At 64.9% G+C, this 22,750-nt stretch carries 21 protein-coding genes; 15 read left to right on the top strand and 6 right to left on the bottom strand.

Translation table 11 applies throughout. The features are described from left to right. Nucleotides 1–4: 4 nt before the first annotated feature. Genes E0E05_RS15345 through E0E05_RS15335 form a run of 3 tightly spaced genes read right to left on the bottom strand, consistent with a single transcriptional unit; the run spans nucleotide 5 to nucleotide 3,404 of the window. Nucleotides 5–796 (bottom strand): 3-methyl-2-oxobutanoate hydroxymethyltransferase, encoded by a 792-nt coding sequence (locus tag E0E05_RS15345; RefSeq protein ID WP_131617503.1) that lies wholly within the window; start codon nucleotides 794–796, stop codon nucleotides 5–7. Further along, complete coding sequence (locus E0E05_RS15340) at nucleotides 793–1,839, bottom strand: LacI family DNA-binding transcriptional regulator (RefSeq protein WP_131617502.1); 1,047 nt, start codon at nucleotides 1,837–1,839, stop codon at nucleotides 793–795. Before E0E05_RS15340 ends, E0E05_RS15345 begins: the two co-directional genes overlap by 4 nt. Beyond that, entirely contained in the window at nucleotides 1,836–3,404 is a 1,569-nt protein-coding gene (locus tag E0E05_RS15335; protein ID WP_210215724.1) for an alpha-glucosidase, read from the bottom strand. The genes E0E05_RS15340 and E0E05_RS15335 overlap by 4 nt, the downstream gene beginning before the upstream one ends. 205 nt (nucleotides 3,405–3,609) lie before the next feature. Here E0E05_RS15335 and E0E05_RS15330 point away from each other — a divergent pair, with 205 nt between their 5' ends. From E0E05_RS15330 to E0E05_RS15305, 6 genes are all read left to right on the top strand, one after another. Further along, the gene (locus E0E05_RS15330; RefSeq protein ID WP_131617501.1) at nucleotides 3,610–4,617 is read left to right on the top strand and encodes a substrate-binding domain-containing protein; all 1,008 of its coding nucleotides are present in this window, start codon (nucleotides 3,610–3,612) and stop codon (nucleotides 4,615–4,617) included. 68 nt (nucleotides 4,618–4,685) lie between these two features. Beyond that, entirely contained in the window at nucleotides 4,686–5,477 is a 792-nt protein-coding gene (locus E0E05_RS15325; RefSeq protein WP_131617500.1) for an ATP-binding cassette domain-containing protein, read from the top strand. An 11-nt stretch (nucleotides 5,478–5,488) separates the two neighbouring features. Then, nucleotides 5,489–6,544: an ABC transporter permease gene (locus E0E05_RS15320; protein ID WP_131617499.1), complete on the top strand. Its 1,056-nt coding sequence runs from the start codon at nucleotides 5,489–5,491 to the stop codon at nucleotides 6,542–6,544. Nucleotide 6,545: 1 nt separating this feature from the next. Beyond that, on the top strand, nucleotides 6,546–7,274 hold the full coding sequence (locus E0E05_RS15315) for an SDR family NAD(P)-dependent oxidoreductase (protein WP_131617498.1): 729 nt from the start codon (nucleotides 6,546–6,548) through the stop codon (nucleotides 7,272–7,274). 1 nt (nucleotide 7,275) lies between these two features. Continuing rightward, on the top strand, nucleotides 7,276–7,983 hold the full coding sequence (locus E0E05_RS15310; RefSeq protein ID WP_158629389.1) for an SDR family NAD(P)-dependent oxidoreductase: 708 nt from the start codon (nucleotides 7,276–7,278) through the stop codon (nucleotides 7,981–7,983). Then, the gene (locus tag E0E05_RS15305; protein WP_244597772.1) at nucleotides 7,984–9,234 is read left to right on the top strand and encodes an NAD(P)/FAD-dependent oxidoreductase; all 1,251 of its coding nucleotides are present in this window, start codon (nucleotides 7,984–7,986) and stop codon (nucleotides 9,232–9,234) included. 40 nt (nucleotides 9,235–9,274) lie between these two features. Here the strand turns inward: E0E05_RS15305 and E0E05_RS15300 are convergent, their stop codons facing one another. The 3 genes from E0E05_RS15300 to E0E05_RS15290 form a co-directional block, all read right to left on the bottom strand. Next, nucleotides 9,275–9,580 (bottom strand): REDY-like protein HapK, encoded by a 306-nt coding sequence (locus tag E0E05_RS15300; protein WP_158629388.1) that lies wholly within the window; start codon nucleotides 9,578–9,580, stop codon nucleotides 9,275–9,277. 48 nt (nucleotides 9,581–9,628) lie between these two features. After that, a complete protein-coding gene (locus E0E05_RS15295) occupies nucleotides 9,629–10,216 on the bottom strand; it encodes a helix-turn-helix domain-containing protein (protein ID WP_244597770.1) in 588 nt (195 codons plus the stop codon). 144 nt (nucleotides 10,217–10,360) lie between these two features. Beyond that, nucleotides 10,361–11,413, bottom strand: a complete 1,053-nt coding sequence (locus tag E0E05_RS15290) for an Ldh family oxidoreductase (RefSeq protein ID WP_244597768.1) — start codon at nucleotides 11,411–11,413, stop codon at nucleotides 10,361–10,363. Nucleotides 11,414–11,764: 351 nt separating this feature from the next. Between E0E05_RS15290 and E0E05_RS15285 the strand changes: the two genes are divergently transcribed. The 9 genes from E0E05_RS15285 to E0E05_RS15245 all read left to right on the top strand — a co-directional run bounded on the left by E0E05_RS15285 (nucleotide 11,765) and on the right by E0E05_RS15245 (nucleotide 22,642). Beyond that, a complete protein-coding gene (locus E0E05_RS15285) occupies nucleotides 11,765–13,360 on the top strand; it encodes an ABC transporter substrate-binding protein (RefSeq protein ID WP_244597767.1) in 1,596 nt (531 codons plus the stop codon). Nucleotides 13,361–13,469: 109 nt separating this feature from the next. Next, nucleotides 13,470–15,488 carry a hydantoinase/oxoprolinase family protein gene (locus tag E0E05_RS15280; RefSeq protein ID WP_131617494.1) on the top strand — a complete coding sequence of 673 codons (2,019 nt, stop codon included), beginning with the start codon at nucleotides 13,470–13,472 and terminating at the stop codon, nucleotides 15,486–15,488. Nucleotides 15,489–15,492: 4 nt separating this feature from the next. Beyond that, on the top strand, nucleotides 15,493–17,214 hold the full coding sequence (locus E0E05_RS15275; protein WP_131617493.1) for a hydantoinase B/oxoprolinase family protein: 1,722 nt from the start codon (nucleotides 15,493–15,495) through the stop codon (nucleotides 17,212–17,214). A 51-nt stretch (nucleotides 17,215–17,265) separates the two neighbouring features. Continuing rightward, nucleotides 17,266–18,108, top strand: coding sequence for an ABC transporter permease (locus E0E05_RS15270; RefSeq protein WP_131617492.1), 843 nt, complete (start codon nucleotides 17,266–17,268; stop codon nucleotides 18,106–18,108). Between the two features lie 2 nt (nucleotides 18,109–18,110). Continuing rightward, nucleotides 18,111–19,112 (top strand): ABC transporter permease, encoded by a 1,002-nt coding sequence (locus tag E0E05_RS15265; RefSeq protein ID WP_131617491.1) that lies wholly within the window; start codon nucleotides 18,111–18,113, stop codon nucleotides 19,110–19,112. Nucleotides 19,113–19,114: 2 nt separating this feature from the next. Beyond that, nucleotides 19,115–20,122: an ABC transporter ATP-binding protein gene (locus E0E05_RS15260; RefSeq protein ID WP_131617490.1), complete on the top strand. Its 1,008-nt coding sequence runs from the start codon at nucleotides 19,115–19,117 to the stop codon at nucleotides 20,120–20,122. After that, nucleotides 20,119–21,150, top strand: a complete 1,032-nt coding sequence (locus E0E05_RS15255; protein WP_131617489.1) for an ABC transporter ATP-binding protein — start codon at nucleotides 20,119–20,121, stop codon at nucleotides 21,148–21,150. The genes E0E05_RS15260 and E0E05_RS15255 overlap by 4 nt, the downstream gene beginning before the upstream one ends. Beyond that, complete coding sequence (gene lra1 / locus E0E05_RS15250) at nucleotides 21,140–21,922, top strand: L-rhamnose 1-dehydrogenase Lra1 (protein WP_131617488.1); 783 nt, start codon at nucleotides 21,140–21,142, stop codon at nucleotides 21,920–21,922. Before E0E05_RS15255 ends, lra1 begins: the two co-directional genes overlap by 11 nt. Nucleotides 21,923–22,483: 561 nt before the next feature. Continuing rightward, nucleotides 22,484–22,642 carry a Flp family type IVb pilin gene (locus tag E0E05_RS15245; RefSeq protein ID WP_131615421.1) on the top strand — a complete coding sequence of 53 codons (159 nt, stop codon included), beginning with the start codon at nucleotides 22,484–22,486 and terminating at the stop codon, nucleotides 22,640–22,642. The last annotated feature ends 108 nt before the right edge of the window (nucleotides 22,643–22,750 follow it).

Genomic DNA, 22,750 nt, shown 5'->3' with positions numbered 1-22,750 from the left:
CGCCTCAGTTCGTGCGTTCGGCGAGCGCTTCGGCAAAGCGCTCCCATTGGCCCGGCGCCATCACAACCGTCTCGCTTTCATCTGGAAAAGCGCCGGAATCGACATCGCGCCGGAATTCGGTGAAGGCGGCGATCCGCTCGCTGTGCAGGCGATCATATTCGGCGCGGAAGTCGCGGTAGGTCCGAGCATGGCGCGGTATGGGGCCGGACGTTTCGCCCAGAATGTCCGAGGCGAACAGATACTGCACATCGCAGCCCGGTCCCGACCCCATCGAAATGACGACCAGCGGCGTCGACCGGCTGATCGCCTCGGCGACCGGTGGCGGCACAACCTCCATCTCCACGGCAAAGGCGCCGGCATTCTCGTAGCGGCGCACGTCCTCGGCGATGCCGATCGCTTCCTCGGCCGTCCTGCCGACCGCGCGCAGGCCTGTCCACCGAGCCTTTTGCGGCACCAGGCCGACATGTCCGACAACGGGTATGCCTTCGCGGGCCATCGCCTCGACAATGTCGAAGTGCATGGCGCAATAGATCGAATCGGCGCCGTCGGCGAGGGCATCGAAGGCGGCGCGCTTGGCCTGGTCGGCATTGACGTGGTCGCCATAGATGAGCCCGAAGCAGAAATGCGTGTCGGGCGCGGCGGCACGCAGTGCCTGTCGCAGGTGCGTCCGTCCCGACACGATGATCTCGATGCCGGCCGCTTCGGCGGCCGCGGCATGCTCGGGCGACGCGACATTGAGCTCGGTAAGCTGCCGCTTGCCTTTTGTGGCGACCAGGTCATGCACTTCCGCCTTCATTGCCCGACCCCCTCCGGCATGGGTGGCATGTCGCTCTCGCGGATGATCAGCTTGCTGTCGATGAAGCTCTGAAGGGGCGCGCGCTCGCCGCCCAGCTTGGCAAGGATCATCCGGCCCATCCGCATGCCGAGCGCATCCAGATCCTGGCTGAAGGTAGTCAGTGGTGGATCGGTCAGGGCGGCGACGGGCATGTCGTCGCAGCCGATCACGGCGATATCCCTGCCCGGCGCCAGACCGAGGCGCCGCATGGCGTCCATGGCGGAGATGGCGATCATGTCGTTGCCGCAGAAGATGGCCGTCGGTGCGGCTCCGGTCGTGACCAGTTCTGTCAGCGCTTCGCCGCCCGTCCGGCGCGACAGGAAGCATTCCACTTCGAGCGTCGGATCGTGAGGCAAACCCGCTTCCTCGAGCCCCTTGCGATAGCCCGCACGCGCATGGTGCGAGTAGGTGTAGCGGTACGGCGTTGAGAGATAGGCAATGCGCTTGTGGCCGAGCCGGGCAAGGCGTTCGATGGCCGTGCGGGCGATGATCGAATGGTCGCGATCGATCCAGTCGTGATCGTTGCGGTTGGTCTGCCCGATCGTGACGAAGGGAAAGCCGCGCGCCTGAAGGTAGTCGATCCGTTCGTCCTGAGGCCGGGTCCGGCTGAAGATCAGTCCGTCGCAACGGTTGCGCTCCACCGCGCGGCGGATGATGTCGAGTTCCTTGTCATATTCGCGCGCCATGACGACCTGAAGGTCGAAGCCCTGCGCCTGAAGCACCATCTCGACGCCGTCGAGCAGGCCGAGGAAGAAGGGATCGACGAACTTCGTCCACGGCTTGGAGACCATGAACGTTATGGTCTCGGTCTGGCGCGAGCGCAGCGTGGCTGCGGCGAAACTTGCGCGGTAGCCCAAAGCATCGGCGGCCTGCCGGACCTTGTCGCGGGTCTTGCGGCTGACATCGGCGTAGCCGTTCAGCGCACGGCTGACCGTCGATACCGACATGCCGACATGGGCGGCAACGTCGCGAATCGAAGCCCGGCGCGGAATGGGCTCGTTCATGCAGCCGCCTCCGCGATCACATAGCCGTCGGCGGCGAGCCCGTCGCCCTCGAACGCGCCGGCGAGCACGCGGCTGCGGCCATGCTGGGGAACTGCACGGCTCTGCCCGGTGAAGTTGAAGCTGCAAAGGATTCGCGCGCCCTCGTGCACGCGCCAGAAACTCAGGCCGGTCTCATCCGCCTCGATCACCTCGAACTCGCCCAGCTTGAGCGCCGGCGTCGCCTTGCGAAGGGCGATCATCGAGCGGCAGTGCGCAAGGCTCGAGCAGGGGTCCTGGCTCTGCCGCGCAATGCTGTGCTCTGCATGACCGGGCTCGGCCGGCAGCCAGCCGGGCGCCTTCGAAAAGCCGAGCATCGGCGTATCGTCCCACGCCATCGGCGTGCGCGCACCGTCGCGGCCCCGGCCATGCGGCCAGAAGCGCACCGCCTCCGGGTCCCGCAGCGCTTCACGCGGAACGTTGCCGTGCGCCAGACCCAGTTCCTCGCCCTGATAGACGATCACCGTTCCGCGAAGGCTCAGCAGCAGCGCCTGCAGCATGTTCACCCGGTTTCGATTGCCGACCGCGTTCCAGCGCGTGGCGACCCGCGCGACATCGTGATTGGAAAAAGCCCAGGTGGGCCAGCTTTGCCCGGCGCCGGCCGTGGCGACCGTCCGGGCGATGTGTGCCCCGTCCAGGACCGGTCCGAGCAGCTCGAAACTGTAGGCGGTGTGAAGCCGGCCGGGCTCGGTGTATTCGGCCATCCGCTCGGCCTGGTCGTCGCAGCTTATCTCGGCGAGCAGCATATGCTCGCCGGTCGCCGCCCGCATCCTCTCCAGAAACGCCAGGTTTTCGGGCCGAGAGCGGTCATGGACGTGTTTCTGCATGTAGTAGGGATTGGCCGGCCGATCGCCTGCGTCCACCGGCGGATTGTCGCGCATCTGCGGATCATGCATGTAGAAATTGGCGACATCGAGCCGGAAGCCGTCCACACCCTGATCGACCCAGAAGCGCATCGTGTCCAGGATCTCGTCCTGCACCTGGCGATTGTGAAGGTTCAGGTCCGGTTGCTCGACCAGGAAGTTGTGCAGATAGTACTGCCGCCGGTTCGCGCTCCACTCCCAGGCGACCCCGCCAAAGCGGGCAAGCCAGTTGTTGGGCAGGCTGCCGTCCGGCTTCGGGTCGGCCCACACATACCAGTCCGCCTTCGGGTTGTCGGCGCTCGACGCGCTTTCGACGAACCAGGGGTGCAGGTGGGAGGTGTGCGAATAGACCTGATCGATGATCACGCGCAGGCCAAGTTCATGGGCGCGTGACGTGACGGACCGGAAGTCGTCGAGCGTGCCGAACCGGGGATCGACGCTCCGATAGTCGGCCACGTCATAGCCCGAATCGTACATCGGCGAGGGGAAGAACGGCGTGATCCAGATGCCGTCGACGCCGAGCGCCGCGATATAGTCGAGTCGATCGCGCAGGCCGGGCAGATCGCCCTCGCCGTCGCCATTGGAATCGGCGAAGCTACGCAGATAGACCTCGTAAAGGCACGCGCCGCGCCACCATTGTTCCGCCTGGCTGTTCCCGCTCTTCACGCGTTTCTCCGTATGATTCCGGGCAGAAATCAAAATCGTTTTTGTAGCTTCGTCAAGGCACAAGAGCGAATTGAGGGCGAAAATTCGCGTTTCTCGAAAAAATCGGGTTGACGGATCAGCAAAATCTGAAAATCATGCCGATGATCCAAAAACGTTTTTGGAAAATGCCCGATCAGACGGGCGTCGAGACAGAGGGAGGAAATCCATGCGACTGTTCGCAAAGGCCCGGGCCGTGGGGATGATGTGCGCGGCCGTGTCGGCGCTTGCCCTGGCGGCGGCGCCGGCAGCGGCCCAGGATGGGGACAAATGGTGCTCGGGCCAGACGATCCGGCTTTTCTCGGGCGGGCCGGCCGGCGGTGCCTTCAACTCGATCATCGACCGCGGCGCCATGCAGGCCGCCGAGGATACCGGCGCCGAGGTTCAGATCGTCTATTCGGACTGGGACTTCGACCGCATGGTGCAGCAGCTTCGCGAGGCGATCAGCCAGGCGCCAGACGGGATCGCGATGATGGGCCATCCGGGCGATGACGCCTTGATGCCGCTTGCCGAGCAGGCCGACGAGGCCGGCATCCCCATGATGTACATGAACGTCGACGTGCCCCGGATCCGGGAGCGGTTCGGCTCGGGCTATGTCGGGGCCACGCTCTACAATCAGGGTCAGGCACTCGGTGCCGAGACGCTTCGCCTCGCCGGCGACAGGATCGGTCCGGGCGACAAGGCGATCGTGATGAGCCGCTGGGAGAGCGAGAACCGGGCACAGCGCGAACTCGGCCTTGTCGACGCGCTCGAGGATGCCGGCATCGAGGTGATCAAGCTGCAGGAGGCCGAGGGCGCCTCAGCCGACCAGATGCTGCAATTGCCCACGCTGACATCGACCCTGCTGTCGAACCCGGAAGTCAAGTTGATCGGCTATCCGGGCGGCCCCTGGCTCTCGGCGGCGCCGGTCTTCATGGAAGCAGTCGGCAAGGCGCCCGACGAGATCATCGGCGTCGGCTTCGATCTCGGGCAGGGCGTCATGCGCGCGTTCGATGGCGGGTACGTGCTGGTCACGTCTGACCAGCAGCCGTATCTGCAGGGTTACATGCCGGTTTTGTCGCTGTGCCAGCAACTGGTCTACAAGCTCGGCCCGCTCAACGTCGACACCGGTGCCGGTTTCGTCACTGTGGACAACTATCAGGACGTTGCTCCGCTCGCCGAACAGGGCATTCGCTGACACCTCCCGGACGGGGCGGGCCCACGGGCCCGTCCCTTCTCATCGCGTCGGAAAACGAGGATTGCATCATGAGCGGACATGACGCGCCGATCATCGAACTGCGCAACATCGTCAAGCGGTTCGGCAATGTGGAAGCGCTGTCGGGCGTGTCGATGACGGTCCGCAAGGGCGAGGTCCTGGGGCTTCTCGGCGACAATGGGGCGGGCAAGTCGACCCTGGTCAAAACGCTCGCCGGCGTGCACGATCCCGACGAGGGCGAGATCATCGTCAAGGGCGTGGCGCGCAAGCCGTGGACGCCGCTTGCGGCGCGCGACGCGGGCATCGAGACGGTGTTTCAGGATCGCGCGCTGGCGCCGCAGCACTCCATCGTCACCAACGTCTTCATGGGCCGGGAGATCACCAACGCGGTCGGCCTGATCCGTGTGCAGCGACAGATCGACGAGGCCAACCGCCTGATGCGCGAGATCGGCTTCACCTCCAAGGTCTTCAACCCCGAAAGCACGGTCGGCCACCTGTCGGGCGGCGAGCGCCAGGGCGTCGCCATCGCCCGCGCGCTCTACAACCAGGCCGACGTGATCGTTCTGGACGAGCCGACCACGGCGCTTTCGCTGACAGAAACGCAGAAGGTGTTCCGTTTCGTCGAGGCGGTGAAAGCGTCGGGGCGGACCGTCGTCTTCATCGGCCACAACATCTACCATGTCTGGGAGATCGCCGACCGCTTCTTCGTCATCGACCGCGGTCGCGAGGCCTTCGAGGGCGAGAAGGCGGCCTTCACCGGCGCCGATCACCTCATCGAGATGATGCACCAGCTCGCCGAGACCGGCAAAGCCGACACGAGCAAACTCGTGGATGCGGCCTAAGGAGAACATTGATGAGCGATGCTACGCCCGCCGCCGCCAAGCCCGTCGAGGCCATCGTGAGCGCAGTGGACAGGCGACAGGAGCAGTCGTCCTGGTTTCGGTTTTACCGGCGCAATGGCCGCGCCCTGAACGCCTTTCTGGCGCTGCTGCTCGTCTGGGCCGTTTTCGCCGTCAACAACCCGGTGCTGTTCCTCAATCCGGTCTATTACAACGCGTTCCTGTTCACCGTTCCGGCAACGATCTTCCTGACGACTTCGCTGGTGTTCGTCATCGTATCGGGGGAACTTGATCTTGCCTTTCCCTCGGTCGTCGGTGCGGCCGGCGGTGTCTTCATGTATCTCGTCGTTCTCGACGTGCCGGTGCTGGCAGCCTTTTTCGTCACGCTCGGCTTTGGCGCGCTGATCGGGCTCGGCATCGGCGCCATCGTCGTCTACGGCAAGATCTCCTCGCTCGTGGCGACGCTGGGCCTGAACTTCTTCATTCTCGGCTTGGTCAACCTTCTGGCCCAGGGGCGCACGATTTCCGCTCCCGATGCCGTCGGCACGTTCGGCAACCAGTTGCTGGTCGGCAAATGGGAACTGTTCGGCACCGGTCTGCAGATTCCCAACCACTTCGTATGGGCGCTGGTCTGGACGGTCTTCTGCTACGTCCTGTTCAAATATCACCGGTTCGGGGTGCGGGTGCAGCTCGTCGGCGACAATTCCGAAAGTGCCCGTCAGATGGGCATCAACGTCGAACGGATCCGTGTCGGCGTTTTCATCTTCTCCGGGATCGCAGCGGCGATCACCGGCGCGGTGCTCGTGCAGATGGCCAACATGGTCTGGTTTCCGACATCGGGCAAAGCCTATCTGCTGATCGCCCTTGCGGCGCTGTTCGTTGGCGGCACGCCGACATGGGGCGGTGTCGGCACGATCTTCGGCGCCTTCTTCGGCGCGCTCACCGTGACGCTGATCCCCTCGGGCGCGGTCGGCGCCGGCTTTGCCGGCTTTTGGACGGATTTCCTGTTCGGCCTCGTGATCATCCTGACCATGGTCGCGCACAGATTCTCGGGCGCAAGGGTGCGCTGACGTGCCGGTCGCCGTCATCACCGGGGCGGCCGGCGGAATCGGCACGGCAACGGCGCGCATTATGGCCGAAGCCGGGTTCGAACTGGCGCTGATCGATCGCGGCGGGGCGCAGCCACCGGCCGGCGCAGCGGGTATGGGGCTTGCCTGTGATCTCGCCGATCCCGGTTCGGTCGAGACGGCCTTTGCGGCGATCGTCGACCGTTTCGGCGTCATCGATGCGCTGATCAACATCGCCGGCATAAACCACCAATCGCCAATCGCCGAGATGGCGGCCGCCGACTGGGATCGCATGATGGAAGTCAATGTTGGCAGCATGTTCCTGACCGCCAAATTCGGCCTGCCCTTGCTTGAGCAGGGAACAGGCAAGGCGATCATCAACATGGCCTCGGTTTCCGGACATGTCGCCACGGTCGACTACCCGGCGTATGTGACGACCAAGGCGGCAGTGGAGAGCTTCACCGTCGCGCTCGCCCAGGAGGTCGCGAGACGGGGAATCAGGGTCAACGCCGTCGCACCCGGCTGGGTCAATGCCGGCTTCACCGACAAGGCGCTCGCCGAGACCGACGATCCGGACGCGCTTCATGCCGCGGCCCGTACCGCCCACCTTCTTGGCCGTATGGCCGAGCCGGATGAAGTGGCGCGGGCGGTTCGCTGGCTCGCTTCAGACAAGGCCTCGTTCGTCACCGGCCAGACGCTGTTCGTCGATGGCGGTTTCATGCGGAAGCACTGACATGGCCGACAAGGGCACCATCGCGATTACCGGGGCGGCGGGCGGCATTGGCCTTGCCACCGTTCGGTGCGTTCAGGCGGCGGGCCTGCGCGCCGCCGCGCTCGATCTGAACCCGGTTGCGGAAGCCGATTTCAGCCACGCGCTTGACCTGTCAGACGAGGGAGCGATCGCGCGCGCCTTCGAGGCCATCGGCCCGCTTACCGGGCTGGTCTGCATTGCCGGCATGAACGCACGCGGCCGCGTCGAGGACCTGGCGTGGGAGACCTGGCGACGGGTCATGGCCGTCAATGTGCGCGGCACGATGCTTTCGATGAAGCATGCTTCGCCGCACCTCGTCGAAGGCGGGGCGATCGTTCTGACCGGGTCGGTTTCCGCCCATGTGGGCACTGATGGTTATGTCGCCTACCACACTTCCAAGGGCGCTGTTCTTGGGCTGATGCGGGCCGCAAGCGGTGAATTCGCCGAACGGGGCGTGCGCGTCAACGCGGTCAGTCCGGGCTGGGTCGACACGGCGTTCACCGACCGCGCCCTGGCCGAACTGCCCGACGGCGAAGCGATTCGCGCGTCGGCCGGAAAGGCGCACCTGCTCGGCCGCATGGCGCGTCCCGCTGAAATCGCCGAAGCGATCATGTTCCTTTTGTCGCACGACGCAAGCTTCGTCACGGGCACGGAACTGATCGTCGATGGCGGCTTCCTGCGCAAGCGGTAGTTGGACGCGATCGTCGTAGCCCGGAAGCAGAGAGTGACGCCATCAAAGCCAACCGCGCCGACTGAAATGCAAACCTTCGTCATCATTGGCGCGGGCGAGTGCGGGGTGCGCGCCGCCTTGGCGCTGCGCGAGACCAGTTTTGCGGGGCGGATTCGCCTGTTCGGTGAGGAGCGGCACGCGCCATACGAACGGCCGCCCCTGTCCAAGACGTTTCCGCCCGAGCACAAGCCGATCACCCCGCCCGAAACGTTTTCCGACGCCGGTATCGAGCTGATGCTCGGGGCGCGAGCCGTCGCGTTCGATCCGACGGAAAAGCTGGTGCGCTTCGATGATGCCAACGTGGTGCGGTACGATCGGTTGCTGCTTGCGATCGGCGCACGGGCGCGAACTCCGCCTGGTTTCGAAAGCGCCCTGACGCTGCGGACCCTCGACGATGCAAGCAGGATCGCCAATGCGATCGTGCCGGGCGCGCGCCTGGGCATCGTCGGTGGCGGCGTTCTGGGGATGGAGCTGGCCGCCACGGCGAGAGGCCTTGGCGCCGAGGTGACGGTCTACGAGGCCGGCGCTGTGCTGATGGGTCGGGCGGTGCCGGAGCCGATCGCCGCCCTGTTGGAAGCGCGCCACATCGAGGCGGGCGTGAAGATCGTCAAGAACGCTGATGTGACCGGCGCATCGGTGCAGGAAATCCGAACCGGTGATGGCGCGGTCCAGACCTTTGACATGGTCGTCTGCGCCATCGGTGCCGTGCCGATCACCGATCTGGCCGAAGCGGCCGGGCTCGATGTCGGCAACGGCATCGTCGTCGACGCGCACTTCAGGACGTCTGTCCGGAATGTCTTTGCCGCCGGCGATTGCTGCGTCTTTCCATGGCGTGGGGCAATGGTGCGGCTTGAAAGCTGGCGGGCGGCGCAGAACCAGGGAACGCAGGCGGCGCGCGCCATGCTCGGCGATCTCCGCCCATACGATAGTGTTCCCTGGTTCTGGTCGGACCAGTATGAACTCGGACTTCAGGTGGCAGGTCTGTGCCGGACGAACCTGCCGTACACGCGCCGTCCGACAGGGGCGAGTGGTGTGCTGCTGTTCCAGTACGATGAGCATGGAGCGCTGATATCTGTCAGCGGCGTCGGCGAAGGAAACTCGGTCGCGCGGGACGTCAAGCTGGGCGAACGGCTGATCGAGCACGACATCAGGATCGATCCTGCGCAACTGGCGGATCCGGCGATCAGCCTGAAATCTTTTTTGCGCCGATGAGCCTTTCCCGCCGCAGCAAGGATACGCGCATATCCGCCGTTCAGAGCGGTTCGGTCCAGACAAACGCCGGCGGCTCTGCATATTGCGCGAAGTCCCTTGCGAGCGCCTTCATCGTGTCGCTGACAAGATCCTCGTCGAATGCCTGGGGGTCGGAGACGTCCAGGATCTCGACATAATCATGCGGGGACGGCTTGTCGCCGACGGTGGATGCACAGCGGTGGACCGTGAACGAGGCCACGCTGTCGAAGGCATTGACCTCGGGAATGTCGACCGTGCGCGCCCATTCCTCGTAGGCTTTCGGATCTGTTTCCGGCTTGAGCGAGAAGAATACGAGCATGCGCCTCATGGTGGCCTCCGTTCGTGTTGGGGACATCAGTTCGGTCCGGGTCGGGTCTCACTCGGCCAGCGCGCCGGAAACCTGCGAGCAGATCCACAGGACCGTCGCGGGTTCATCGCCGGTCGACACCAGCGCGTGACCCATCGTGCTGTCGAAATAGCAACTGTCGCCAGGGCCCAGGCGAGCAGGGGCATAATGCTCGGTATGCAGCGTCACCTCGCCGGACAGAACGTAGAAGAACTCCTCGCCCGCGTGGCTGATCATCGCGCTGAACGATTGAGTGGAATTCGCCTTGATCTCGCTGAGCAACGGGACAAATTTCTTGTTTGCAAGGTCCGTACACAGCATCTCGTAATCGTAGTGGCCGGTGCTGTGCTTGATGCCTTCGCCGCGCCGCGTGATCGCCCGCCTGCCGCTGATCGCCGGCACGGACTTGCCCTCGAACAACTCGCCGACATCGACGCCGAGGCCGGAGGCAAGGCTGACGATCGAATCGTAGGTCGGCGACATCTGACCGTTCTCGATCTTCGACAGGGTCGAGGGCGCCAACGCGCTGCGCTTGGCGAGCTGATTCAGTGTCAGTCCCGCGGCCAGACGCAACTGGCGCACCGTCGTCGAGAGCGTGAGGGAGCGATTGACGGGCACTGTGTCTCCATTGTGTCGATCGACGAGGTTTCGCAGCGGGTGCTTCTCGTCGCTGGTCTGTTCGATCGAACGTGCCCGGCTTTGCTCTGTCATGGAAGTCGAATCCTGTTTCGATGCAGGGGCGCTGTGGTTTTCATCTCGTCTTCAGCCTTCCAGAAGCGCGTCGAGTCTGGCGCGTTCTTCCACGCCGATGTGTATGCCTTGCTGCTCGGCGCGTCGCCGATTGCGGTAGCGCCGATCGGCCGGAAGCCGCTGCACGCCTGCGAACCGCATATCCTTGATCAACGTCTCGACCCTGTCGCCGAACGGCCGCCCGCCTGCATGCTGCGGGTCTATCAGGAGCACGAACTGGCCGGTGTGCGGCGTCTGCGCGCCGTCATGGCCGGACCAGTCGAATTCGTGAGAGAAGTGCCCGCCGGTCAGGCCGGCCGCGAGCAGTTCGACCATCATCGACAGGGCCGAGCCCTTGTGTCCGCCAAACGTGAGCAGGGCGCCGCCGTTCAGCACCGCGTCGGGGTCCGTGGTCGGCGCGCCGTTCGCATCGACAGCGACGCCGCCCGGCAGTTGCTGACCGGCTCTTGCGGCAATCTGGACGTCGCCATTGGGGATCGCGCTCGTCGCCATGTCGAAGACCAACGGCTCTTCGCCCTGACGGGGCACGGCGAAGGCGACCGGGTTGGTGCCGAACAGCGGGCTGTCGCCACCGTGCGGCACCGTGCAGCGAAAGCTGTTGACGACGCTGAACGCGATAAGCCCGTCCCCTGCGAACGGTTCGACATCGGGCCACAGGGCGCTGAGATGGTGCGAGCCGCGGATGGCGATGGCGGCGAGGCCGGTATGGCGCGCCTTTTCGACGGCGGTTTTACGGGCCAGTTCCAGCGCCGGCTGCGCGAAGCCGTTTTTTGCATCGACGCGGCAGTAGGCCGGCGCCGCGTCCTCGATGACGGGGACGGCGGTGCCGTCCACCCATCCGCAATCGAGCGAGGACACGTACCCGGCCATCCGGAAGATGCCGTGACTTGTACATCCGTCGCGCTCGCACATCGCGCAGTTGCGCGCGATGATCCCCGCAACATGACGGTTGGCGCCGTGCCTGACGAGGATCGCAGTGAGAAGTTCGACCAGCGGGTCGAACGCGATCCGGTCGCCGGTTCGTGCACCGGTGTGCGCTTGCTGCATCTCGATCCCGTCTTCCATGGGCCCTGCGCGCCTCTTTCTTATGGAGCGAGATAAATTCCTATACGAAACAATTGTCAACCCGGGATACGACTGTCGCCTACGTTCGCGCACAAATCAGTATCGCCGCTTTGCCGAGGAAATGCCGAAGATACAATCGGTTGGAAAGGCCTTTTGCCGAGCATTAGCGGGGCATGTTCGTTTTCCATCGAAACGTCGGCTTTGCGGGATTGACAGTCCGCTAAGACCATGCACTATAAGAAAATAAATTTCCTCTCGTCCATGTTTGCAGTGGTACGGGGAGGGAGATCGGTCGGTTGCACCACCGTGGCGCAGCCAGCGCCGAGGCGTCGATTGAAGGAGGAGGATCCCATGAGATCGCTTGAAATGAGCCGGCACCCGTTTGTCGGAGGGTTGCTCGCCGCTTGCATGTTTGCTGGTTCGGTTCCGGGGGCGCTCGCCCAGGACGATGCCCTGCTGGTCAATGCTGCCGTTGCGCCCAGCACGCTCGATCCCGCGTGGGCATGCGGCATCGAGGAGATCGCCTACATCCAGAACTTCTATGTTCGACCGTTCCGTTATGCCGTCAGCGAAGGGCGCCACGGCGTCAACGAGATCGACTACGGCACCGTGGAGCCCTATCTGGTCGACACGTACGAGGTGAGCGAGGACGGGCTGGTCTACACGCTCGCGCTCAAGGAAGGCTTTGAATTCGAAAGCGGCGCGCCGGTCGACGCGGCCGCCTTCAAGTACTCCTTCGAGCGCGTCCTGACGATGGGCGGTTGCGGCGCCTACTTCATCACGGACGGCTTCCTCGATCCCGTCATCATCGAGTCCATCGAGACGCCGGACGACTACACGGTCGTCATCACGCTGAACAAACCCAACGCCAGCATGCCGATCGTCTGGGCGACCCCGGCCAGTTCGATCGTCGATCCGGCCGTCGTCGAGGCCAATGGCGGGGTCGCGGCCGGCCAGCCCAACGAGTTCATGTCTTCCAACGTTACGGCCTCGGGTCCGTTCAAGCTGGAAGCCTATACGCCCAACCAGAGCGCCGATCTTGTGGTGAACGAGGCCTATGGCGGCGAGGCGCCTGCCTCGGACCGAATTCGCGTCAACTGGATCAGCGCGGCGCCAACGCTTCTGCTCCAGGCGCGGACCGCGCAGGCCGACATCACGATGGGCCTTTCAAAGCGCGCGGCGCGGACGCTCGAAGACAGCGAAGGCATTCGCGTCCTGCCCTTCAGTGCGCCCTTCGCGCAGCAGATGATCCTGCCCAACTCCAAGGAGCCCTGGACCAACGTCAAGGTCCGCGAAGCGGTGCATCACGCCGTGCCCTATCAGGACATCCTCGATCGCGTGGCGTTCGGCTATGGCACCCTCTACTACGGCCCGATCATGCCGAGCCTGCCCGGCTTCAACGCCGAGATCAGCCAGCCCGTGCCGTTCGACCTCGAGCGCGCCAAGGCGCTGATGGAGGAAAGCGGCCTGGACCTTCCCGTCGATGTCGAGGTTATGATCCAGGAAGGTGACCCGACCCAGCAGCAGCTTGCGACGATCCTGCAGAGCACCTGGCGCGAGATCGGCATCAACCTGTCCATCAAGGTCGCTCCCGCAGCTGAATTCCAAGAGCTCTCGCAGGGCCACAAGGTGCAGTCGCTGATGCGCCTGAACGGCCCCGGCGTGTTCGAGGTGGGTTATCTGTGGGGCTATGACGTTCTGTGCGACGTCGTGCACAATCTGACCGAGGTGTGCATCCCCGAAGTCGACGAGCTGACGGCCGAACTGCGACGCACCACCGATCCCGATGAACGCCAGCGCATCATGGACGAGGCGGTCCAGCTCTGGCGCGCGGCCTATCCGAAGATCCTCTTCTTCGAGGACCAGCCGGTGATCGTGCTGAGCGACGCCGTGACCTCCTACACCTACGGGCCCATCCCCGAGTTCCGCGACTGGGCCGCCAACTGAGGCCCGACGTCGGCGCGGGCGGCTCCTCCCTGCCGTCCGCGCCTTCCCTCCCGCCGGGCGGCGTCGCGCGCCCGGCAAGCCACGAACAAGACCAAGCGAAAGGCAGACCATGGCAACCCGCATCGGGGTCGATATCGGCGGTACCTTCACCGATCTTGTCTATTTCGATGAAGCGCAGGGTCGATCCTTCGTCGGAAAGGTGCCCACCGTGCCGCATGCGCCCGAAGAAGGCGTCATCGATGCGATCACGCGGCATGTGCCCCGGTCGGTGATCGCTGATGCGCGCTTCTTCCTGCACGGGACCACGGTCGGGCTCAATGCCCTGCTGGAGCGGCGCGGCGCCAAGATCGGGCTGATCGCGACAGAGGGCTTCCGAGATGTCCTGGAGATCCGGCGCGGCGACCGGGCCGAGATGTACAATCTGTTCTGGCGCCAGACACAACCGCTCGTGCCGCGCCGGCTTCGGCTCGAGGTTGGCGGCCGGATCATGGCCGATGGCAGCGAGCGGACGCCTGTCGATCCCCGCTCGGTCGAGGCCGCCGCACGGACGTTCATGAATGAGGGCGTCGACAGCGTGGCGGTCAGTCTGATCAACGCCTACGCCAATCCTGCCCACGAACTGGAAGTCGAGCGCCTGATGCGCGGGGCCGGCTTTGCGGGCGGCATCTCGCTGTCGCACCGGATCTCGCGGGAATACCGCGAATATGAGCGAACCAGCACCACGGCCATCGATGCGTTCGTCCGAGCCCGCATGTCGAGCTATCTGCGTCGCCTCGAAGGCCGGCTGCAGGCGCTCGGCTTTGCCGGGACGTGCCTGATCACCCGGTCGGGAAGCGGCTCGATGAGCTTTGCGGAAGCCGAGGACCGACCCTTCGAGACGATCATGTCCGGCCCGGTGGGCGGAGCCCAGGGCGCCGGCGAGATCGCCAAGGCGCTCGATATCGACACGTTGATTACCGCCGATGTGGGCGGCACGAGCTTCGACACCGCGCTGATCCTCCACGGCCAGCCGCAGGTGCTCTATGAAGGCATAATCGACAACATGCCGATACAGACGTCCTGGGTCGACGTGCGGTCCATCGGCTCGGGCGGTGGCTCGATTGCCCATGTCGATGCCGGCAAGCTGATGCGGGTCGGTCCGAAAAGCGCGGGCGCAAGTCCCGGACCGGCGGCCTATGGCAAGGGTGGCGTCGAACCGACCACGACGGACGCGGCCGCATATCTGGGCATGCTCGGACCCGGCGATCTGGCGTCGGGCATCCATCTCGATCTGGGCAAGGCGGAAGCGGCGATTGCGCCCGTCGCCGAGGCGATCGGCAAGGATGTCGAGCATACCGCATCGGGCATCATGCGCATATCGAGCGCGGCCATGGCCAACGCCATCCGCGAGATCTCGGTCGATCAGGGCCTCGACCCGCGCGGCATGACCCTGCTGCCCTTCGGCGGAGCGGGTCCGCTCATGGCGTGCCTTCTGGCCGACGAACTGGCCATGCGTCGTATCGTGGTGCCGCCGTTCGCTGGCAATTTCTCCGCTTGGGGCCTGCTGGGCGCGGACATGGTGCAATCAGCCGCGCTGACGCGGATCATGGATTTCGTGCCGGCCAGCCTGCCGGCAATCGACGCGGTCATCGGCGAGCTGTTCGAAACGATCGAGGCCCGCGGCGCCGGCCAGGCGGCTGATGCGGTTCGGTCGGTGCGCCTCGATCTGCGCTACAAGGGACAGGAGCACTGGCTGACCGTCGAGGTGGGGATCGCCGGAACGGCGATCGCCGAACCGGTCGAGGCCATCCGCGACCGGTTCATCGACGACTATATCCAGACCTTCGGCAAGACCATGAACGAGACCGTCGAACTTGTCTCGGTGCGCGCCAGCAAGACGCTGCCATTGCCGCGACGCGACATCGGCGAAAAGCCGGACGCGATGCCCGGCACCGAACGCGAACCCCTGTCGGCCTATTCGTTCGCCCGTCAACGACGCGTTCCGTTCCGTATCGTCGAGCGCGAGGCCATCGTCGAACCGGTCGCGGGGCCGGCGATCATCATAGAGGCGACGACGACGACCTATCTGGACGCTGACTGGACCGCCCGCATCGGCGCCATCGGCGAAATGATTCTCGAACGGGATTGAGCTCATGACCCTTAAGGAACCCGTCGTTCACAAGGCAGGCCGCTTCGACAAGGGCGCTGTCGGCGATGTTGACCCGATCACGACCGAAGTCGTGCGACACGCGCTCAATTCGGCCGCCAACCAGATGAAGCGGGCGCTGGTGCGTACCGCGTTCTCGCCGATCATCTACGAGGTGCTCGACTTCGCGGTCGCCATCTATGACGACAAGGTGCGGCTGCTGGCCCAGGCGCCGAGCCTGCCCTTGTTCATGGGAACGCTCAATTTCTGCATTGCCGAAGCGGTCCGCAACGCCGGTGGGCCGGAGGCGCTCGAACCGGGCGATGCGCTCATCTACAACTGGCCGTTCGGGACGGGGTCGCATCCGCAGGATGTCGCGATCATCATGCCCGTCTTCCATGATGATGACGAACTGATCGGCTATACCGCGATCAAGGGCCATTGGCTGGATATCGCGGCCAAGGACCCCTACTGCACCGACACGACCGACGTCTTCCAGGAAGGCACGATCTTTCCGGGCGTGAAGATCTACAAGCGCGGCGAACTCAACGATGACATCTTCCGCATGGTGCTCGCCAATTCGCGCGTGCCCGACATGGTGCGCGGAGATCTCGACGCGCAGGTGACTGGCTGCCGCGTCGGCGCGCGCGGTTTCAAAGAGGTGGTCGAGCGGTTCGGTCTCGAGACCTGTCGCGCCGCGGTCGAGAACATGTTCGACCACGGCGAAGCCATCGTGCGCAGCTATTTCGACAAGATTCCCGACGGCCGTTATGTCGGCCATGGAGAGATGGATGATGACGGCATTTCCGATGCGTCGATTCCGTTCGAGGTCGCGCTCGAAATCTCCGGGTCCGATGTCCGGATCGACTTTTCGGCCGCGCCCGAGGCGCGCGAGGGGCCGGTCAACTCGCCATTGCCCTCGACGATCTCGGCGAGCCGCGTGGCGATCACCATGCTGGCCGGTTACGGCGAAGCGCCCCATGAAGGCCATTTCCGTCCCATCGAGGTCGTCACGCGGCCCGGGTCGATGTTCGACCCGCTGCCGCCGGCGCCGAGCTTCCTTTACGCCTGGCCGGCGCTGCAGGCGATCGAGGTGATCTACAACGCGATCGCCAAGGCGCTGCCCGAAGCAGTGCCCGCACAAAGCGGCGGCTGTATCGGCTCGGTCGTCTGGTGGGGCACGCGCGCGGCAACCGGCGAAGCGTGGGCCGATGGCGCGCCGCACCCGATGGGGCAGGGGGCCTGGCACGACGGCGACGGCGGCACCATGCTGCACATCTCGGAGTCGGCCACGCGGTTCACGCCCGTCGAGGTCTGGGAACAGCGTAACCCCTGGCTCGTCGAGCGCATGGCCCTTGCCACCGATTCGGGCGGCGCGGGACGGCATCGTGGCGGTGCCGGGATCGATTTCGAGTTCCGAATGCTCGAAGATACATACATCACCTCGATATTCGAGCGCAGCAAGAACGCACCCTGGGGGCTCGAGGGTGGCCGGGAAGGGCGTCCCAACAATGCCATCGTCGTCATGCCGGACGGAACCGAACATCGCGTCGCCAAGGCAACACGGTTCCTGGTGCCAAAGGATGGCGTCGTCAGGTTGATGACCGGCGGTGGCGGTGGCTACGGCGCCCCGTCCGAACGCCCCGCCGAGCGCGTTCGCACCGATCTTGACGATGGCTACATTTCCGACGTGTTCGCCCGCACCCACTATCCCCATGCATTCGACTGACCCGCGCTTGTTCTCGATGACAGATCGCATCCACCCGACAGGCCGGACGCCGTGAGACAGGCGCTTACGATCATTTCCCGGGACACCGAACTGTTCGTCGGCGTGGGGGTGTTCACGCTGATCGCCGCCATGGCGGCGTTCGGCTGGCTGCTCTGGCCGGTCGACCCCTTGCAGGTCGATGTGCTCGATTCGCTCGCACCGCCCAGCCTTGACCATCCCATGGGGACCGACGATGTCGGCCGCGACGTGCTCGCCCGCTTCATCCGCGGCGCGCAGGTTTCCATGCTGGTCGCGTTGGCCGTGACCGTTCTCGGAACGCTCATCGGCGGCTTTCTGGGGCTTCTTGCAGGGCTTTGGGGCGGGCTCTTCGACATGCTCGTCTCGCGGATCATGGATGCGATCCTTGCCTTTCCGCCGCTGATCTTCGCCATGGCCGTGGCGATCGGCCTGGGCCCGGGGATCACCTCGGCCGTGATCGGCGTGGTGCTGGCCTCGATCCCCTGGTATTTCCGACTGCTGCGCAGCGAGGTGCTGCGCATCCGCACGCTGATGTATGTCGATTCCGCGCGCGCGCTGGGTGCTTCCAGCTTCCGTCTGATCCGCCGGCACATCCTGCCCCAGACGACCTCGACGATCCTGATCCAGGCATCGTCCGTGTTCAGCTTTTCGATCCTGACGCTGGCCGCGCTGGGATTTGTGGGGCTGGGCGTCCAACCGCCCGTGCCCGAATGGGGCACGATGATCACCGAAGGCCTTGCCTTCGCGCTCACCGGTCAATGGTGGCTTGGCTTCTTCCCCGGTCTTGGCATCTTCCTTCTCGCCGTGTCGGCCAATCTCATCGCCGACCGGCTGCGCGACATCTATGACCCCAAGTCGACGGTCGGGGCGGGCTGAGCATGGTTCGTTTTCTTTCAGAACGCATCGCTTCGGCCGCGCTGACCGTCGTGGGCGCTTCGCTCGTCGCCTTCATCATCCTGCGCGCCGTGCCGACCAATCCCGCGCGACTGATCGCGGGGCCCTTCGCATCCGACGATGTGATCGCCGAGGTCGAACGTGCGCTCGGCCTCGACAAGCCGATCTATGCCCAATATGCCGACTACCTCGTCGGATTTCTTTCCGGCGACTGGGGCTTTTCCTACAGCACCGGCCAGCCGGTCTACTCACTCATCGCCGAGCGCTTTCCGGCCAGCGCCGAACTGGCCCTGTACGCCTTCCTGTTCGCGTTCGTCGGGGCCGTGCTGATGACGGTTCTGGTCAGCTTCACGCGCTCGCGCTGGCTCGACCGGTTCCTGCGCATCTTCGCGTTTGTGAACATCGGCATTCCGCCATTCTGGGTATCGCTGTTGTTCCTGATGCTTTTTTTCGAGCAGCTCGGCTGGTTTCCGGGCCCGGTCGGGCGGGGCCCTGCGCCACTGGAGGCTGTCACCGGGTTCTACACGCTCGACTATCTGCTTGCCGGCGACGTGGGCGGCTTCTGGACGGCGCTGCGTCACCTGGCGCTTCCTGCCTTCGCTCTTGCGCTCGCGCCGATGGGATTTCTGATCAGGCTGTTGCGCGCCAATCTGCTCGATGTGACGCACGAGCCTTTCGTGACGGTTCTGCACAGCAAGGGTGTCGCGCCCCTTTCGGTCCACTTCCGGCACATTCTGCCCAACGCGTTCCTGCCCACATTGACCGCCGGTGGGTTGATCCTCGCCCAGCTTCTGGGCGGCAGCGTGCTGGTCGAACGCATCTTCGTCTGGCCCGGCGTCGGAACGCTCGTGATCGACGGGATCCTTCGCCAGGACTATGCGGTGGTTCAGGCCTTCATCATGCTCAGCGCCTTCATCTATATCGGCGTCAACCTTTTGGTCGACATCGCCTACGGCTATGTCGATCCGCGCGTGCGGCGGAGTTGACCATGAACGGACCGCTGCTCGAGGTCGCCGGCCTCAGGACCTCCTTTTCGACGCCGCGCGGCCGCGTACGAAGCGTCGACGACGTCTCCTTCACGCTCGCACCGGGCGAGACCCTCGGCGTCGTCGGCGAATCCGGTTCGGGCAAGTCGGTGACCAGCCTGTCGATCATGCGTCTGGTCGAACGCGGCGGCGGGCAGATCGACGGCGGCACGATCCGCCTGCGACGCGGGGACGGAAGCCGGGTCGAACTGCAGTCGCTCAGCGACCGGCGCATGCGCGCCATTCGGGGCAACGACATCGCAATGGTGTTTCAGGAGCCGATGACCAGCCTCGATCCGGTCTGGACCGTCGGCGACCAGATCGGCGAGGCGGTGCGTCTTCATCAGGGCCTGACGCGTCGTCAGGCGCGTGCCCGGGCGATCGAGATGCTGCGTCTTGTCGGGATTCCCGATCCGCAATCCCGAGCAGACGACTATCCGCACCAGATGTCGGGCGGCATGCGCCAGCGCGTAATGATCGCCATCGCCCTGTCATGCAAGCCGGCATTGCTGATCGCCGACGAGCCGACAACGGCGCTCGATGTGACCGTGCAGGCGCAGATCCTCGAGCTTATCAAGTCGCTGCAGGACGAGATCGGCATGTCGGTTCTGTTCATCACGCACGATCTGGGCGTCGTCGCGGAAATCGCCGACCGCGTGGCGGTGATGTATGCCGGGCAGATCGTCGAGGAAGCGCCGGTGCGCGAGATATTCGCGCGGCCGGCCCATCCCTACACGCTGGGGCTTCAGCAATCGATCCCCGGCTCGCCCGTCAGCGGCGCCGCGAACGGCCGGCTCAAGACGATCGGCGGCGCGCCCCCCGATCCTCTTTCGGTGCCGGCCGGATGCCGTTTCGCGCCGCGCTGTCCTCTGGTTCAGCCTGCGTGCCGCGAGGAAACGGTCGCATTGGCCGAGGTGGGCGAATCTCACCGCGCCCGATGCCTTCGCTGGCGGGAGGTGCGCGCGCAATGAGCAAGTCGCAGGGCGATACCGCCAAGCCGCTGCTGGAGGTGCGTGAGCTGACCAAGCGCTTCCCGGTCAAGTCCGGTTTCGGCCGACCGGTCCGGCAGGTGCACGCCGTCGAGAAGGTCAGCTTTTCGATCGCTCCGGGGGAGGTCGTCGGCCTGGTGGGCGAGTCCGGTTCGGGCAAGACGACCGTCGGTCGCACCATCATGCGCCTGACCGAGCCGACCGAAGGGCAGATCCTGTTCGACGGAACCGACATCGCCCACAAGGGCGCGCGCGAGATGCTGGCGTTCAGGCGCCGCATCCAGATGGTCTTTCAGGACCCGTTCGCCAGCCTCAACCCACGCGCCAGGATCGGCGCGCTGATCGCCGAAGGCATGGAGATCCATCGTATCGGCACTGCCCGCGAACGCGCCGAACGGGTCGCCGAACTGCTCGATCTGGTCGGTCTGCCGTCCGATGCGGCGGGGCGCTATCCGCACGAATTCTCCGGCGGTCAGCGCCAGCGGGTCGGCATCGCCAGAGCGCTCGCGGTCTCGCCGTCCTTGATCGTCGCCGACGAACCGGTCTCCGCGCTGGACGTGTCCGTTCAGGCCCAGGTGCTGAACCTGCTTCAGGACCTGAAGGAACGGCTTGGCCTGACGATCCTGTTCATCGCGCACGATCTGGCCGTCGTTGAACATTTCTGCGACCGCGTGATCGTCATGTATCTGGGCCGGATCATGGAAATCGCGCCGCGGCGGCGCCTCTATTCGTCGCCGCAGCATCCCTATACCGAGGCGCTTTTGTCCGCCGCACCCGTTCCCGACCCCGACGCGAAACGTGACCGCATCGTGCTCGAGGGCGACGTACCGAGCCCGATCGATCCGCCGAGCGGCTGCGTGCTGCGCACGCGCTGCCGGTATGCGCTGCCCGAGTGCGCCCGAACCGTGCCGGCGCTCCGGGAAGTCGGCCCGGGTCATTACAAGGCCTGCATCCGCGACGACATCCTGCCCGATCGAACCATAAACGGAGGTGAGAAGAATGCTTCTTGAGAACAAATGCGCCATCGTCACGGGCGGGTCGCGCGGCATCGGGGCCGGCATCGCGGTCTCGCTGGCCCGTCAGGGCGCCGATGTGGTGATCAACTATTGGGGCAAAACAGACACCGGCTATGGAAGGGACGGCGCGGCGCAGGCGGTTGTCGCCGAGATCGAGCGTCTGGGCCGCTCGGCGATCGCTCTTGAAGGGGATGTGGCCGATCCGGCGACCGGCCCGGCTCTGGTCGATGCGGCGGTCGAGCGTTTCGGCAAGGTCGACATCCTTGCCGCCAATGCGGGCATCTGCCCGTTCCACGGCTTTCTCGACATGCCGGTCGATCTCATGCGCAAGGTATTCGGCGTCAACATGGAAGGCGCCTTCCTGGTCAGCCAGGCCGTTGCCAACCGGATGGTCGAGCAGGGCCATGGTGGCGCGATCGTCGCGACCTCGTCGATCTCGGCACTGGTCGGCGGCGAGTTCCAGTCGCACTACACGCCGACGAAGGCCGGTGTGCATTCGCTGATGCAGTCGGTTGCGATCGCGCTGGGACCGCACGGTATACGTTGCAACTCGGTGATGCCGGGCGCGATCCTCACCGACATGAACCGCGAAAGCCTGTCCGATCCGGACAAGGATGCCTACTTCCGCAAGCGCATCCCCCTTGGGCGCTATGGCGAGCCCGAGGACGTCGGCGATGTGGTCGCGTTCCTTGCTTCCGACATGGCCCGGTACGTCACCGGCGCCAGCGTGATCGTCGATGGCGGGATGTACGTCAATCTTCAGTAGTCCGCGTCAAATCGGAAAGGCAGATCACGTAACCGGACATTGCCACCTGTGGCGTTGACCACCAGTCGTGCCACGCCTTGCCGGCGCGTGACTCGAAGGCCGTCTTGGGCCAACGGTGGGAGTGCCCTTTCATCAGAACACGAACCCGACCGGCCCCTTCGGCCAGAAGATGAAGCGGAGGCAGGATCAAACAGCAATCGACAGCAACTGTGGCTTTCGGTGGCTGCAGGCGCCCGGGAAGCAACGATGTGGGCATCTCCGGTGCATTTTTCCTGAACTGTCCCGCGACGGCAGTTCTTTGCGTTCAGGGGCTCTGGGATATGTCTTTGCTGCGCCGCGCTCGAGTGGCCAAGCGGCGCAATCGCCGTCAGCGGGTGATATGCCTTGCCCATCTCCTTCCGCGTCCCGTGAACCGCTCCTTCACCATGATCGGGTTTACGATTGTGAAACCGTAATCCTTAAGCGGCTGGCAATGGGCGGCCTGTAGTTTGGCGTCACTGATCGGGGCACGCGAAGAATCCCGACAGCAGTGCTGTTTGATATCGAGTAAGGAGCTCACCAATGTTTGCACGTTTTCTGAAAGACGAGTCGGGCGCCACCGCCATCGAATATGGCCTGATCGCCGCGCTCATCGCCGTCGCCATCATCGCCGGCGCCACCACGCTGGGCGAGACGCTGAACACCCAGTTCCAGGAAATCTCCGACGAGATCTCCGGCTAAGGCGTCGCTCGCCAAAATCCGATCACGGCCCGCCCGGCAACGGACGGGCCGTTTTCTTTGGCGGCCGGACGAGGGTCCGCATCGCCGTCTTGCCAGCACGCCGGCGCG

Source organism: Roseitalea porphyridii (assembly GCF_004331955.1).
Lineage (GTDB): Bacteria > Pseudomonadota > Alphaproteobacteria > Rhizobiales > Rhizobiaceae > Roseitalea > Roseitalea porphyridii.
This window is presented reverse-complemented; position numbering and strand designations above follow the sequence as displayed.

What these genes read in the sequence shown, in the direction of transcription:
- E0E05_RS15265 (WP_131617491.1), top strand. Translation starts at nt 18,111, where the DNA reads ATGGTTCGTTTTCTTTCAGAACGCATCGCTTCGGCCGCGCTGACCGTC.
- E0E05_RS15260 (WP_131617490.1), top strand. Translation starts at nt 19,115, where the DNA reads ATGAACGGACCGCTGCTCGAGGTCGCCGGCCTCAGGACCTCCTTTTCG.
- E0E05_RS15300 (WP_158629388.1), bottom strand. Translation starts at nt 9,580, where the DNA reads ATGAGGCGCATGCTCGTATTCTTCTCGCTCAAGCCGGAAACAGATCCG.
- lra1 (WP_131617488.1), top strand. Translation starts at nt 21,140, where the DNA reads ATGCTTCTTGAGAACAAATGCGCCATCGTCACGGGCGGGTCGCGCGGC.
- E0E05_RS15290 (WP_244597768.1), bottom strand. Translation starts at nt 11,413, where the DNA reads ATGGAAGACGGGATCGAGATGCAGCAAGCGCACACCGGTGCACGAACC.
- E0E05_RS15245 (WP_131615421.1), top strand. Translation starts at nt 22,484, where the DNA reads ATGTTTGCACGTTTTCTGAAAGACGAGTCGGGCGCCACCGCCATCGAA.
- E0E05_RS15320 (WP_131617499.1), top strand. Translation starts at nt 5,489, where the DNA reads ATGAGCGATGCTACGCCCGCCGCCGCCAAGCCCGTCGAGGCCATCGTG.
- E0E05_RS15325 (WP_131617500.1), top strand. Translation starts at nt 4,686, where the DNA reads ATGAGCGGACATGACGCGCCGATCATCGAACTGCGCAACATCGTCAAG.
- E0E05_RS15345 (WP_131617503.1), bottom strand. Translation starts at nt 796, where the DNA reads ATGAAGGCGGAAGTGCATGACCTGGTCGCCACAAAAGGCAAGCGGCAG.
- E0E05_RS15340 (WP_131617502.1), bottom strand. Translation starts at nt 1,839, where the DNA reads ATGAACGAGCCCATTCCGCGCCGGGCTTCGATTCGCGACGTTGCCGCC.
- E0E05_RS15275 (WP_131617493.1), top strand. Translation starts at nt 15,493, where the DNA reads ATGACCCTTAAGGAACCCGTCGTTCACAAGGCAGGCCGCTTCGACAAG.
- E0E05_RS15285 (WP_244597767.1), top strand. Translation starts at nt 11,765, where the DNA reads ATGAGATCGCTTGAAATGAGCCGGCACCCGTTTGTCGGAGGGTTGCTC.
- E0E05_RS15330 (WP_131617501.1), top strand. Translation starts at nt 3,610, where the DNA reads ATGCGACTGTTCGCAAAGGCCCGGGCCGTGGGGATGATGTGCGCGGCC.
- E0E05_RS15255 (WP_131617489.1), top strand. Translation starts at nt 20,119, where the DNA reads ATGAGCAAGTCGCAGGGCGATACCGCCAAGCCGCTGCTGGAGGTGCGT.
- E0E05_RS15310 (WP_158629389.1), top strand. Translation starts at nt 7,276, where the DNA reads ATGGCCGACAAGGGCACCATCGCGATTACCGGGGCGGCGGGCGGCATT.
- E0E05_RS15280 (WP_131617494.1), top strand. Translation starts at nt 13,470, where the DNA reads ATGGCAACCCGCATCGGGGTCGATATCGGCGGTACCTTCACCGATCTT.